The 12149-nt window shown below is 64.1% G+C and carries 14 protein-coding genes; 6 read left to right on the top strand and 8 right to left on the bottom strand.

Annotated elements, in window-relative coordinates:
* Positions 1 to 21: 21 nt before the first annotated feature.
* Entirely contained in the window at positions 22 to 939 is a 918-nt protein-coding gene (locus tag O7A05_RS28805) for a fatty acid desaturase family protein (protein ID WP_337096508.1), read from the bottom strand.
* An 83-nt stretch (positions 940 to 1022) separates the two neighbouring features.
* On the opposite strand from O7A05_RS28805, the gene O7A05_RS28800 reads away from it, so the two are divergent.
* Together O7A05_RS28800 and O7A05_RS28795 are read left to right on the top strand one after the other, a co-directional pair.
* Entirely contained in the window at positions 1023 to 1958 is a 936-nt protein-coding gene (locus O7A05_RS28800; protein ID WP_337096507.1) for a LysR substrate-binding domain-containing protein, read from the top strand.
* 77 nt (positions 1959 to 2035) lie between these two features.
* Positions 2036 to 2428 carry a RidA family protein gene (locus O7A05_RS28795; protein WP_337096506.1) on the top strand — a complete coding sequence of 131 codons (393 nt, stop codon included), beginning with the start codon at positions 2036 to 2038 and terminating at the stop codon, positions 2426 to 2428.
* 34 nt (positions 2429 to 2462) lie between these two features.
* Here the strand turns inward: O7A05_RS28795 and O7A05_RS28790 are convergent, their stop codons facing one another.
* The 5 genes from O7A05_RS28790 to O7A05_RS28770 form a co-directional block, all read right to left on the bottom strand.
* On the bottom strand, positions 2463 to 2735 hold the full coding sequence (locus O7A05_RS28790) for a DUF3303 domain-containing protein (RefSeq protein ID WP_337096505.1): 273 nt from the start codon (positions 2733 to 2735) through the stop codon (positions 2463 to 2465).
* Between the two features lie 149 nt (positions 2736 to 2884).
* Complete coding sequence (locus O7A05_RS28785; protein ID WP_337096502.1) at positions 2885 to 4348, bottom strand: RimK family protein; 1464 nt, start codon at positions 4346 to 4348, stop codon at positions 2885 to 2887.
* Positions 4349 to 4352: 4 nt separating this feature from the next.
* Entirely contained in the window at positions 4353 to 5450 is a 1098-nt protein-coding gene (locus O7A05_RS28780) for a GNAT family N-acetyltransferase/peptidase C39 family protein (protein ID WP_337096500.1), read from the bottom strand.
* A gap of 206 nt (positions 5451 to 5656) precedes the next feature.
* The gene (locus O7A05_RS28775) at positions 5657 to 6448 is read right to left on the bottom strand and encodes an anti-sigma factor family protein (RefSeq protein WP_337096499.1); all 792 of its coding nucleotides are present in this window, start codon (positions 6446 to 6448) and stop codon (positions 5657 to 5659) included.
* Positions 6445 to 6963 (bottom strand): RNA polymerase sigma factor, encoded by a 519-nt coding sequence (locus O7A05_RS28770; protein WP_337096498.1) that lies wholly within the window; start codon positions 6961 to 6963, stop codon positions 6445 to 6447. Before O7A05_RS28770 ends, O7A05_RS28775 begins: the two co-directional genes overlap by 4 nt.
* Positions 6964 to 7178: 215 nt before the next feature.
* On the opposite strand from O7A05_RS28770, the gene O7A05_RS28765 reads away from it, so the two are divergent.
* Positions 7179 to 7430, top strand: a complete 252-nt coding sequence (locus O7A05_RS28765; RefSeq protein ID WP_337096496.1) for a type II toxin-antitoxin system Phd/YefM family antitoxin — start codon at positions 7179 to 7181, stop codon at positions 7428 to 7430.
* On the top strand, positions 7423 to 7818 hold the full coding sequence (locus O7A05_RS28760) for a hypothetical protein (protein WP_337096494.1): 396 nt from the start codon (positions 7423 to 7425) through the stop codon (positions 7816 to 7818). Before O7A05_RS28765 ends, O7A05_RS28760 begins: the two co-directional genes overlap by 8 nt.
* 27 nt (positions 7819 to 7845) lie before the next feature.
* Here O7A05_RS28760 and O7A05_RS28755 read toward each other — a convergent pair whose 3' ends face one another.
* Positions 7846 to 10623 carry a DUF2339 domain-containing protein gene (locus O7A05_RS28755; protein ID WP_337096493.1) on the bottom strand — a complete coding sequence of 926 codons (2778 nt, stop codon included), beginning with the start codon at positions 10621 to 10623 and terminating at the stop codon, positions 7846 to 7848.
* Between O7A05_RS28755 and O7A05_RS28750 the strand changes: the two genes are divergently transcribed.
* The gene (locus O7A05_RS28750; RefSeq protein WP_337096492.1) at positions 10601 to 10894 is read left to right on the top strand and encodes a hypothetical protein; all 294 of its coding nucleotides are present in this window, start codon (positions 10601 to 10603) and stop codon (positions 10892 to 10894) included. The two genes, O7A05_RS28755 and O7A05_RS28750, sit on opposite strands and share 23 nt — an antisense overlap.
* The gene (locus O7A05_RS28745; protein WP_337096491.1) at positions 10860 to 11324 is read left to right on the top strand and encodes an NUDIX hydrolase; all 465 of its coding nucleotides are present in this window, start codon (positions 10860 to 10862) and stop codon (positions 11322 to 11324) included. Before O7A05_RS28750 ends, O7A05_RS28745 begins: the two co-directional genes overlap by 35 nt.
* Before the next feature lie 14 nt (positions 11325 to 11338).
* Here O7A05_RS28745 and recO read toward each other — a convergent pair whose 3' ends face one another.
* Positions 11339 to 12097: a DNA repair protein RecO gene (gene recO / locus O7A05_RS28740; protein WP_337096490.1), complete on the bottom strand. Its 759-nt coding sequence runs from the start codon at positions 12095 to 12097 to the stop codon at positions 11339 to 11341.
* Positions 12098 to 12149 lie beyond the last annotated feature (52 nt).

Raw genomic sequence — 12149 nt, 5'->3', positions numbered from 1 at the left:
TTTCTCTAACGCGTCGGTCACCTACCGCAGCGCCCCGATATATTTCTCGTGGAAGCTGACATAGCCGGGCTCAACCACTTTGAGGTGCCGCTCGATCAGCCGGTGGAATTCCGGCAGCTGGTGGAACGGCACGCCGGGATAGGCATGGTGCTCGGCATGATAAGGCATGTTCCAGGCGAGCTTGCGCACGAACCAGTTTGTCAGTGTGGTCCTGGTGTTTTCCAGCATGTTGGCGACGAAGGGACAGCGGCCGTGCTCGGCCAGCAGATAAAGCCTCAGGAACGGCTGGCCGAGCAGCACCGGCACGATCCAGACATAGAGCACCACAGACGCCTTGAACCAGACCGCAAGCGCCAGCAGGGCGACATAGAAGGCGATCATCGCCCGCGCCTCGGCCTTTACTTTCGGCAGCCCCTTGGGCGGCACGTAGCTGTCGCGGCAGCGCCCCATCGCATTGGTGTAGAGCGTCCTGAAATGCCCCCACCACACCGGCAGGCCGGAGACGTGGACGATGTATTGCCGCACCGTCTCGGGCTTCGGGAAAGCCAGCTCCGGATCGTTTTCGGGATCCTGGGTGAAGCGGTGATGGGCGAAATGGAAATAGCGGAACCAGTCGGCCGGCAGCGCGATTGCCAGGCTGCAGAAGCGCGCGACGGTATCATTCAACCACTGCGTTTCGAACGCCGTCCGGTGCACCGTTTCATGCAGCAGCGTGAACAGGAAGACGATCAGAATGCCCTGCGGCAGCATGAGGACCGGCCAGAACGGCACCTTGGCCGCGATCAGCGCGCCAAGGACGACGGTCGCGCCGAGATGGAGCGCGAACTGGACAAGGCCCGGCCCATCCGATTTGCCGGTCAGCCGGCTGCGCTCCTCATTCGTCAGCGAGGCCATCACGGACCGATGGTCGACGGCTGCGTCGTGGTCGATTGCGTTCATCAGGCCACGATACCCAGAAAGAAACCTTTCGAAAAACGAGGATTTCTGCGAAATAGATAAGGTCACCTTATCTTTGGATTGCCATGGTCGCCCTTCCCTCCTTGCGCGGACTTCAGGCCTTCGAAGCGGCGGCGCGGACGGGCAGCTTTGCCGCCGCGGCGGAGGAATTGTCGATTTCGGCCGCGGCGGTCAGCCAGCTTATCCGCACCGTCGAGGAGCAGATGGGGCGCAAGCTGTTCCACCGGATCAACCGGCGCGCCGTGCTGACCGAGGCCGGGGTGGAGATGCTGCCGAGGCTCAGCATGGCCTTCCGGGAAATCGGCAGCGTCGCGCGCGATGTCGGGGGCGATGCGTTCCGGCCACGGCTCGTCGTTTCGGTGCCGCCTTCCATGGCGATGGGCTGGCTTTCGGAGCGGCTCGCCGGCTTTGTCGCTGGGCATGGCGCCGCCGACATATCGCTCAGAGGCGACGACGATCCGGTGCCGTTCGATCATGAATTGATCGACATCCGCCTCTCCTACGGTCCGCACTACCGCGAGCATCCGACGGAGGAGATCGTCAAGGACGCCGTCTATCCCGTCTGCGCGCCGACGCTGGCCGGAGCGACCGGATCCGAACGCCTTGCCGGCCTGCCGCTGATCCATACCGACTGGGGACCGAGCGGCGCGTCGTTTCCGTCCTGGCGCAACTGGTTCGAAGCGGCGGGAAGCGAGCCGGGCCGTGCGGCACAACGCGGCCTCTCCGCGAACTCGTCGCGAGCAGCGCTCGATCTCGCCATTTCAGGGCTGGGTGTGGCGCTGGCGCAGGGCATCTATTGCGCCCAGGCGCTGGAGGATGGCAAGCTGGTGCGGGCCGCCGCGCAACCCTTGGAACTGCGCCAGCCCTATTGCCTGACGATCCCCGAACGCAGCGCAAGACGGGATGTCGTGGCCGCGTTCCGGAAGTGGCTGATCGGGGAATGTATGCGCGCGGTCAAATCACCAGCGCTCGGTTCTCCAGTTATCCGAGAACTCGTTTAGGGAATTACGGTGACGGAGCACTCGTTTCCATCGCCGCCCGCACCGCATATCAGCCGAACGAAGTAGGAGATTTTTCAATGTCGCTCGAACTCATCAACCCGAACGATCTGCCGGTTCCGGAGATGTACACGCAGGTTGTCGTCGCGACGGGATCCAAGCTGGTGTTCATCTCGGGTCAGCAGCCCGAGGACATACAGGGCAAGCTCGTCGGGCATGGCGATTTTGCGGCGCAAGCGCGCCTGGCATTCGGCAATCTCGGCCGAGCGCTCAGCGCGGCAGGCGCACGACCCGACCAAGTCTGCAAAGTCACAGTCTACGTTGTCGACTACAACCGCGATGAGCACGTTCCGATCATCGAAGACGCGCAGATTTCGCTGTTCGGAGATCATAAGCCAGCGAATGTGATTGTCGGCGTGGCGATAATGTCTCCAGGCTACCTCATAGAGGTCGACGCGATAGCGGTCATTTGATGAGGAGACTGGAATTTACACGTCCTGAAGCCTTTCAAAGATGCTCGGCCAGAGCCGCGACCATGTCCTTGCTCGTCGCCACTGGAATGATCTCGAACTCGACGAGGTCGTTCCACTCGATGGCCCAGCGTTGCAGGATCGTGACGTCATCGGCCTCCACCAACAGGAAGCAGCGGCTCATGTCGCCGGCGATCCAGCTGTGATGCACGACAAGCTCGTCGGGCTTCAGCCGGCCCTTATCCCGAAAGCGGCGATAGATTTCCTTGCGGTCCGTGCCGTGAAAGTCCTCGATCACGAAAAACAGCATTCTTGTTCCCTCAGTTCGAATGATCGGGAATGGGGGAATTGAAGAACTGAAGAACTGAAGCATTTAGAGAAGCTATTAGCCTGACTTCATCAATTCCTCAATTCTCCAGTTCCTCAATTCCCCAGTCCTCCATTCCGCTTCTCCGGCCGCTACTTCTCCGGTCTCTCCAGGCGCTCCAGGAACCACTGCGTCAGCCGCACCCAGAGCTCGTCCTTCTCGCCTGAATCCTCCCAGCCATGGTCCAGATTGGGATTGTCGTTGACCTCGATGACGAAGACCCCGTCCTTGGTCTCCTTGAGGTCGACGCCATAGAGCCCGTCGCCGATGCATTTTGCCGCCCGCACCGCCGTTTCGACGACATGCGGCGGCGTCTGCTTCAGCGTGAACGTCTTGATGCCGCCCTGGTCGGGCTTGCCGCTGGCCTTGTGGTTGACGATCTGCCAGTGCTTTTTCGCCATCAGATAATGCACGGCAAACAGCGGTTGGCCGCCGAGCACGCCGACGCGCCAGTCATATTCGGTGGGGATGAATTTCTGCGCGATCAGCAGGTCGGAATCTTCCAGCCACTCGGTCGCGAGCTTGGTGAGCTCCGCCATGTTCTCGCATTTCTTGACGCCGCGCGAAAAAGACGAATCCGGGATTTTCAGCACCAGCGGAAAGCCCAGTGTCTGCGCCGCCACTTCGAAGTCGGAGGTGCCGGCGATCATCACCGTCGGCGGCACCGGCACTTTGTTGTAGGTCATCAGCTCGTTGAGATAGACCTTGTTGGTGCAGCGGATCATCGACAGCGGATCGTCGATCACCGGCATGCCTTCCTGCTGGGCGCGGCGCGCGAAGCGGTAGGTGTGGTTGGAGATCGACGTGGTCTCGCGGATGAACAGCGCGTCGTAATTGGCGAGCTTGGCGAGATCCTTCCTGGTGATCGGCTCGACTTCGACGCCCATCTTCTCGGCAATCCGCGCCCAATAGCGCAGCGAGGAGATTTCCGACGGCGGCAGTTCCTCATGCGGGTCGACCAGCGTCGCGAACGTGTAGCGCGCCGGCGTGCGGCCTTTGGTGTCGCGCCATTCGCGGTTGGTGTAGGTGTCCAGGCACTGCAGGAAGAACTCTTCCTCATCCTCGGTCATGCGGGCAAGCGGCAGGAAGCCGATCTTGCGGATCGAGGCCCATTCGGCGCTGTCCTTGATGTGGACCTCGAGCGCCGGCGCGCGGAACCAGTCGAACAACAGCTTGGCGAAACGGTCCCATATTTTCGACGGACCGATGCCGAAGAAGATTGCGACCTTGGCCGGAAACGCCCCGCCGAGATCCTTGCGGCATTTGTTCAAGGCAAGCTCGAGCTCCGGCAGCGCGTGCTCGTAGAGCTTGCGCTCCGAAAGGTCGATCATGGTCTCGACGGTCGGTATCACCCTGTGGCCGCGCGAGCCGGCCAGCAGCGAGGCATAGTAGCCGCGGCTCTGATAGCCGTAATTGTTCGACAGGTTGATCACTTTCGGCCGCTGGCCGCGGAAGAGCGCCGGATGCGCGAGATAGTCGCGGTTGGTGATGATCTTGTGGGGTGTGGCCACCTGATCAATGTCGTTCTGCCTGCCTGTGAGGATAACCCAGGTCATTGTCTCAGCGTTTTCCCAGAGTGATGGCGGCGCGCAGGCCGTCGCGACCGAACTGCGCCATGTTCATGAAGATGTCGTAAGGCACCGGAATGTTCGCGGCATCGAGGATCGTTTCCTGCCTCTCATCCTCGACCCATGGGTCGTGGATCAGGATATGGTCGCCATCGTCGCCGATGGCCAGCACCCAATGCGGCACCTTCTTGCCGAACATCAGGAAGCCGCTGACCAGCACCACCACCAGCTTACCCCCGGCCAGGGCGTCACGGATGTCGCCGATGCCGAACGGACGGTAATTGACAGGGATACCATAAAGCTCGGCACGGCGGCGGAAATCGACCTGGGCGAGCTCCATCACCCGGCGCTTTTCCTCGCTCCTCACCGACTGCAGGAACAGGGCACCGTAGAAGGATACGAATATCTCGGCGCCGAGCCCGCTCTCGTAGCCGGCGACGGCCAGACCGAAGGGCTCGCAGCCGCCGGGGCCGGACATCATGAAGACTGTGGTGGCCTCGCGCCACAGGCGAATCTCCATGACCGGGTCTGGCACGAAGCCACCGTCGAAATTGGCCATCGCCATCATCAGGCAGCAAGGGCCGCAGGTGAACTCGCAGGTCTGCTGGTAAAACGGCACCTTAGTCGCGGTCGGCGTGTCGCCGCGCAGCGTCTTTTCATAGCGCAGCGCGGTCTCGCCATCCTCGTAATAGTCGGGTTCGCGGCCCAATTTCCGATAGCCGGCCTCTTCGTAGATACGGATGGCGCGCTGATTGTCCTCGCGCACTTCGAGGCGCAGCAACAGCCGGTCATGCTCGAAGGCCGCTTCCTCGGCGGCCGCCAGCAGAAGCCGGCCGATGCCGAGGCGGCCGAAGAAGGGTCCGACGGCGATGGAATAGAGCCGCGCGACGCCGCTGCCCTTGCGAAACAGCACCACCGCATAGCCGGCGACGCGGCCCTCGTTCTCGGCCACCAGCATCTCGGCGGTGTCGCGTTCGATGAACTGACGGAAGGAGCGGCGCGAGAGCCTGTCGCCCGGAAAAACAGCCTTCTCGATGGCGGCGAGGTCATCGACGTCTGACGCGCGGGCCTTGCGGATCTCGGCAGGCATGCGGGCTAAGGAGAACCTCGATTGTTTAAGAAACGGCCCCGGTGGATGCGTCGCGAATACTGGCCGAAGCGCCAGTATTCATCAAGCGCTATCGCTCCTTGATTAGGGCTGAATTGTGACAGTTTCCGCGGCGGCGGCAAAGGGCCAAGCGTTTGAACAGAATTGCCGTTCAAAGGAACTGCCGGCCGACGAAAAACGCAGCCGATTCAGCTTGATATGCCGGCCAGCAGCTGGCCATAGGCACTCTTTGCGACGTCCGACAGGCGCTCCGGCGGCAACGAGCCGACGACAGCGCAGGCATAGCCCTTGTCCAGCCAGTAGATAGCCTCCGGCCCGCCGGTCTCAGCCGTGTAGGTGCCCTTGGACGTCTCCGCCGATTCGGCGGTGACGTAGAGCGAGATGCGCTCGCCCTTGGCGTCCTCATAAAGCAGCATCGCCGCCTTGCCCTGGTCACCGGCAGGCAGCAGCCGGCCGCCGACGAGATCGAAGCCTTCCGCCGCAAGATCGGGCGCGACCAGCTTCAGCCCGACACGGTTCGACAGCCAGGTCTGGAGATGATCCCTGTCGCTCGCCGGGACTTCGACGGCGTGGCGCTTCTCGGCGGCGTAGGTGACGTGGGCGGCGATCGCCTGCTCGGCGAGCTGGTCGTCGCCGTCGCCACGAGCGACGCTGTCGATGCCGGCGACATAGCCGCCGAGCCCGCCGACCGCGAGCATTACGGCAGCGGCAGCCGACAACCACCAGCGTGAGCGCCAGGCCGATGCTTTTGCAGGCGCCTCGCCAAGCACGACCTGCCGCAGCCTCGCCGGCACCGGCTCGTCCATCACGCCTGCGAAAGCGGCGCGCATGGCGGCGCGGTCGGCAATGTAGCGCGCGGACTTCGCCTTCATCTCGGGATTGGACTCGAGCCAGGCGTCGTAAGCCATGCGCTCCTCGCCCGGCAGTTCGCCGTCGAGGGCCATATGGATATCGCGTTCGGAAAAATCGCTGCGGGTCATTTCTCGACGATCCTTATCGAGCGGCGGCGCGATGTGTCGTCGAGCAATCCTCGCAATTCCTCGCGGCCGCGCGCGATGCGCGACATCAGCGTGCCGGCCGGCACGCCAAGGATGTTGGCGGCCTCGGCATAGGAAAAGCCCTCGATGGCGACCATCACCAATGCCGCGCGGCGATCGGGGCTGATCGCCTGCAAGGCATCCATGATCTCGCGCGAGGCGATGGTCTCGACCTGATCGGCGGGCGCGGCTTGGGCCTCACCGGCTTCGAGAGGCAGCATCGCCGCCTCGCCGCGCCGGTTGACCTTGCGCATCTGGTCGATGAACAAGTGATGCATGATCGTAAACAGCCACCTCCGGGGGCTCTCTCCAGTCTGCCAGTTGTCGAGCCGCACGAGCGCCCGCTCTAGGCAATCCTGGACCAGGTCGTCAGCGGAATCGCGCTCGCGCAGCAGCGAGCGCGCATAGCGCCGCAGCCGCGGTATTTCGCCCAGGATCGCTGCCTTCTTGTCGTCCATGACCGCTTGTTTCGAGGTCGCTTTCCATCCGGATAGAACGCGCCTTTCCGGCGCGGTGCAAGCGGTCAGCGCGAAGCGGCCCAACCGCTGCGGCTACCCAAGCATATTTAAAAACGATGGCGCAGGCCGGTTTATTCCCGACTCAAAGTCGCGCAGAACGGATTGTTTAATTACGTAATATAGGTATACTAGGTATATCACGTATGAGGTGACCAATGAAGCAATTCACCTTTTCAGATATGAACCGCGCGTCGGGCGAAATCCTCGAAACGGCGATGATTGAGCCCGTCGCTCTCACAAAACGCGGCAAGGAGAAGCTGATCATCCTATCGGCCAGACAATACCGGCAACTCGTCGGTTCGTCTCATGCCGCCGCTTACACGCTGGAGGGCGCACCGGACGAGGTCCACGACGAACTGATGTCGGGGTTGGAAGCCATCATAGTTGGTGATGAGTCGGATGTTTAAACCCGGCGACCTGCTTCGATACTACTATTTGTGGGCGCGGCAGGCTGATGCCGGTGAGGAATCCGGCCGCAAGGCGCGCCCAGTCTGCATCGTGGTCAGAGCGCCGACCGCGCCGGCCACGCTGTTCCTGTTCCCGCTCACCTCGCGGCAACCCGATGCGACCCGCACGTATATTGCCATCAGTGAGATCGAGTGCCGCAGGGGCGGCCTCGATTTTCCGTCATGGCTGATTCTCGACGAATACAACCGGGTGCGGACTGACGAAGCTTACGACTTAGTCTCGACCAAGCCGATCGGTTCTTTCAGTCCGGCGTTCGTGCGCAAGATTGCTGGCCTCATCAAAGAGGCAGCCAACCAGCGTCGGCTGCGTGGCGTTGTCCGGAAATAGAGGCAGCGATCTCCGGAAAGCAGGCCTTCACCCTTGCCTCGCCGCCCTGGTCAACAGCCGCTGGTAGAACAGCCCTATGCCGATCAGCACGGCACCGAGACCGATGAAGGACAGCGCACGCAGCACGCCTTCCAGCTCCGACATGTCGAAGAGGAAGACCTTCACGACCGCCACCGCGATCAGCACCGCGGAGGCGATGCGCAGCACTTGCGATTTCAGCCAGACGCCGGCAGTGAGCAGCGCGACGCCGATGACCAGCCAGAGCGCGGAGTAGGTATAAGTCTCGAGCTGGCCGAGCCCGCTCCACAAGGCGATGAACTCGCCCTTGAACAGGCGGCGCACCGAGAGCGTGGCATAGGCGAAGGCAAGCAGCGCGGCGATCAGCGCCAGCATCGCCGCATACCATCGCGGGCGCTTGTCGCGGACATAGAGTGCCAGCGCGCCGGCGGCGATGGCCGGCAGCAGATAGGCGAGGAACAACAGGTTGAAGACCGGGATCGTACCGGTCGACTCGTCCGTCAGCAGCGGGTTCAGCACAACGAAATGCTGGACCGCGATCAAGCCTGCCGAGACCACGCCGGCAACCATCGAGCCATAGCGCAGAACCGAGCTCGGCGAGCGCATGTCGATGGCGACCAGTATGGCGCCGGCACCGAGCGCAATCAGCGTGTAGATCGCCTGTTCGGCGAGCGTCACGGTGCCGGTGTCGATGACGCCACCATGCATGACGTGGCGCACCAGCATGGCAATGGTGAGCAGCGCAAACAGCGCCGAGACCGCCTCCATCGCAAGGCGCGGTCGGCCGTTGGTGGTGCGGGCGAGCTGCCAGGCGGCGAAGCCGAAGGCGAGCGCCGGCACGCCATAGCCCGGCAGCAGCCAGTTGAAGACCGGCGTCCTGGACAGAAACGCCGCGCCAACGATGGTCGGATCAAAGGCGACGCGGCCGAGCACGGCGACCGCCGCGCCGACCGCGATCCAACCCAGCACGGGGTAAGAGCGCCAGCGCGTGGCCAGCGCCGGGACGATCGCGGCGGCTCCAAGCAGCACAGTCGTCCAGCCCGAGCCGAAGGCCATGTGCAGCATCAACAGGCCGGCGACACCGGCGCCGCCGAGCGCGAATGAGACGGCCGGGCCGCCGCTGAGCGGCGGCGCTTCGGCGCGCGCGATCCATTCGCCGCCGGCGGCAAAGGCGAGCGCCAGCAACAGTGCCGGCAGCGCGTAGCCGAAGTCGCGGTCGATATCGCCGAAGGTCAGCCACAGCGCGGTGAGCACCACCAGCGGGACGATGACACCCCAGGCCGCCCAGCAGGCCGCGCGCCGCGGAGCGGTGGCGGCGAAGCGGCGCGCGGCCCAGAAGCCGGCGGCGAGGAAGACCAGGCCAAGCGCGATGCCGATGCGGAAAGTCAGGGCGTCGGACGACGCCAGGGGCTGGGCGTCCAACCCGACATCGAGCGCATTTGCGCCGATCGTGGCGGGCGGAATGATGCCGAGATAGATCAGCGCGGTCGCAATGCCGGCGGCAAAGACCAGCGGCAGCGCGCGCGGCCGATAGAGCGCCGCCGCGACCAGCGCGGCCAAAAGGACCGCGCCGTGCAAGGCATCGCCGGCGCTGGCAAAAGCCGGATCGACGGACAGGGCCAGCGCGCTCAGGGCGATGAAGAAGCCGGGCACGCCCGATGGCCAGTCGAAGCCACGTTCGGCGGTGTCGCGGCCAGTAACCAAGAAAGGGCCGAGCCAGACGAAGACAAGCACGGCGAGCGTCGCCAAGCTGATGAACAGCACGGCGGCAAGGTTCACCTCCGGCGCGTCAACCATGTAAAGAATGGTCCAGATGCCGGCGCCGGCGAAAGCAGCGGCCACCAGCGCCTTCCAGTCGCGGATGCGAGCGATCGCGGCGGTCGCCGCAAGCACGATCGCCAGATAGACGAACAGCGCCCAGGGATTGGGTGCCTGTGAGGCGACCAGCGCCGGCGTAACCATGGCGCCGACGAGGCCGATGCCGGCCAGCGCCAGGCCATGCAGGAGCGAAGCGCCAATGGTCGTGACGCCGATGACGCCAAGCAGCGCGAAGGCGCTCGCCGGGCCGATGAAGCCATAGATGGCGTGCGCCGCGTAGACCGTGCCGAACAGGATGAAGGCGCCAGCCGCCGTCAGGATCGAGGGAATATAGGCTCCCGTTGCGCCCCGCACCGGCACCCTGAAGCCGGTGCGGCGGATGAATTCGGCGCCGGCAGCGAGCGCCAGGCCGAGGACGCCGGCCATGGTGAGGCGCACGCCGGGGCGGAATATACCGGCCTCGATGGTATAGCGGATCAGGAACAGGCCGCCCAACGCCAGCGCGATGCCGCCGACCCAGACCGCCCAGCGCGTGCCCAGCGCTGTTTCGACATCGGTTTGGCGCGCTGCCCTGGGGGCCGCGGGCGATCCGGTTGCGGGCGTTTCGATCACGGAAGCAGCTTGCGCCGGTTCGGCCGGCCCCGCGGATTGTGCGGGAACCGTCCTGCCCTTCGTCCAGGGCCCGGCCACGGCCTCGCCTTCGGCGGTCTCTGGCGTTGTGACGACCTCCTCGGCCACGGTCATGCCGTCGGCCAGCGGCGTGACAGGCGCCGCGGCTGCCTTGGCCCCCTCAGGAAGACCTTCCTGCGCGGCGTCCGCCGCCTTGGGCGCGGACAGCGAGACTCCCGATTGCACCAGGCCGCGCAGGACGCCGAGCTCGCGCTCAACCAGCGCGATGCGGCTCTGCTGTCGTGACACGATGACGAAAAGAGCTATGACGGCGGCAATGGCGATCATGCTGAAAAACATGGCGGTTTCCCTCAAAACCAGGCCGGTCGTGGCCAATAAATGCGGCAATGAGACGGCTGGTGCAAATCAGCGTCTTTCGAGCGAACAAGCTCGAGCATGTTTCGTCGCCGATTGCCAGCAACTTGCCGGCTTGTTCAACACCAAGCCGCCGAGGCCGCTGGCGGGAGTCTGCGAACGCGGCCGTGAAATACTCGTGCTATTCTCGGGCGATCGAAGAAAATACCGTGAGGTGACCGATGCCGCAACGAAGCGCCGGCCTGCTGATCCATAGGCGCGCCTCAGGTGTGTTCGAATTTCTGCTCATTCATCCGGGCGGACCGTTCTGGGCCAGAAAGGATGAAGGCGCATGGTCAATCCCGAAGGGACTGATCGGCGACGACGAAAATGAGTTCGAAGCCGCCAAGCGGGAAGCCGAAGAGGAGCTCGGCGTCGCCATCGAAGGCGATTTCCAGCCACTCGGCAGCTACAAACAGCCCGGCGGCAAGATCGTCATCACCTGGAGCGTCGAGGCGGACATCGATGCGGAGGCCGTCAGAAGCAACATGTTCACCATGGAATGGCCGCCGAAATCGGGCGCAATGAAGGAGTTCCCCGAAGTCGACAAGGCCGGCTGGTTTTCGCTGCCCGAAGCCGGCATCAAGATTCTCAAGGGCCAGCGCCCCATGCTCGATGATTTCCTGGTGCGGCGGGGCGCGGATTAAAGCGGTTGTCTCTGCTATCGGGCCTCGCCGGCAATCGCCTTCACCGCCGCATGGTGTCGGCGCAGCGCGGCGAGGAAGCCGGCGCGGGCATCGGGCGGCTCGAGGCCGCGCGGCTCGTAGACATGGCGGGTGAAGAAGAAGCCGCTCAGCCGGAAGGCGTCCTCGAGTGCTGCCGCATCGGCGCGCAGGCCGGAGCCGCGCTGCAGGAAGGCGGGCAGCGCCAGCATCTTGTCGTGCCAAGGCGCGCCGGCGCTGCGCGAGACGGCGCGTCCGGATTTCGGCGAGACATAGGCGAGATCCTGCCTTGAGCCGGTCGCCGCGCATTGGCTGAGATCGAGGCCGAAGCCCAATTCGTCAAGGATGAGCAGTTCGAAGCGCGCCACCAACTCGCCAGCCGCATCGGCATCGCCGAGATGGGAGATCATCACGGCAAGGGCCTCGTAAAGGCCGCCATGGGCATCGCGCTCTGGCAGGAGCCTGAGATGCGCGGCCATGGTCTGCAGGCCGTAGACCGCGACCGCGCTGTCCATCAGCCGCGCGGCGTTCATCTCGATCGCCTCGGCCTGGAAGATGCCCAGATGCTCGTCGAGCCGCGCCCGCCACAAAAGGTCGACGCGGTTGCCGGGCTGCAGCACCGGCTGCTGCTTGCGCGAGCGCCCTCCCCGTACAAGGCCGAGATGACGGCCATGCGCGCGCGTCATCACCTCGAGGATGGCGCTGGTTTCGCCATGCCTGCGAGTGCCGAGAACGATTCCCTCGTCGCGCCATTCCATGAGACGAGCTTTTCACCCGTTGGGTGGCGAAATCAAGATTTCGGCACGCCGG

Source organism: Mesorhizobium argentiipisi (SeqCode) (assembly GCF_037179585.1).
Lineage (GTDB): Bacteria > Pseudomonadota > Alphaproteobacteria > Rhizobiales > Rhizobiaceae > Mesorhizobium > Mesorhizobium argentiipisi.
This window is presented reverse-complemented; position numbering and strand designations above follow the sequence as displayed.

Excerpts from the sequence above, each read along its gene's own strand:
- O7A05_RS28805 (WP_337096508.1), bottom strand. The coding sequence starts at position 939 with ATGAACGCAATCGACCACGACGCAGCCGTCGACCATCGGTCCGTGATG.
- O7A05_RS28800 (WP_337096507.1), top strand. The coding sequence starts at position 1,023 with ATGGTCGCCCTTCCCTCCTTGCGCGGACTTCAGGCCTTCGAAGCGGCG.
- O7A05_RS28795 (WP_337096506.1), top strand. The coding sequence starts at position 2,036 with ATGTCGCTCGAACTCATCAACCCGAACGATCTGCCGGTTCCGGAGATG.
- O7A05_RS28790 (WP_337096505.1), bottom strand. The coding sequence starts at position 2,735 with ATGCTGTTTTTCGTGATCGAGGACTTTCACGGCACGGACCGCAAGGAA.
- O7A05_RS28785 (WP_337096502.1), bottom strand. The coding sequence starts at position 4,348 with ATGACCTGGGTTATCCTCACAGGCAGGCAGAACGACATTGATCAGGTG.
- O7A05_RS28780 (WP_337096500.1), bottom strand. The coding sequence starts at position 5,450 with ATGCCTGCCGAGATCCGCAAGGCCCGCGCGTCAGACGTCGATGACCTC.
- O7A05_RS28775 (WP_337096499.1), bottom strand. The coding sequence starts at position 6,448 with ATGACCCGCAGCGATTTTTCCGAACGCGATATCCATATGGCCCTCGAC.
- O7A05_RS28770 (WP_337096498.1), bottom strand. The coding sequence starts at position 6,963 with ATGGACGACAAGAAGGCAGCGATCCTGGGCGAAATACCGCGGCTGCGG.
- O7A05_RS28765 (WP_337096496.1), top strand. The coding sequence starts at position 7,179 with ATGAAGCAATTCACCTTTTCAGATATGAACCGCGCGTCGGGCGAAATC.
- O7A05_RS28760 (WP_337096494.1), top strand. The coding sequence starts at position 7,423 with ATGTTTAAACCCGGCGACCTGCTTCGATACTACTATTTGTGGGCGCGG.
- O7A05_RS28750 (WP_337096492.1), top strand. The coding sequence starts at position 10,601 with ATGGCGATCATGCTGAAAAACATGGCGGTTTCCCTCAAAACCAGGCCG.
- O7A05_RS28755 (WP_337096493.1), bottom strand. The coding sequence starts at position 10,623 with ATGTTTTTCAGCATGATCGCCATTGCCGCCGTCATAGCTCTTTTCGTC.
- O7A05_RS28745 (WP_337096491.1), top strand. The coding sequence starts at position 10,860 with ATGCCGCAACGAAGCGCCGGCCTGCTGATCCATAGGCGCGCCTCAGGT.
- recO (WP_337096490.1), bottom strand. The coding sequence starts at position 12,097 with ATGGAATGGCGCGACGAGGGAATCGTTCTCGGCACTCGCAGGCATGGC.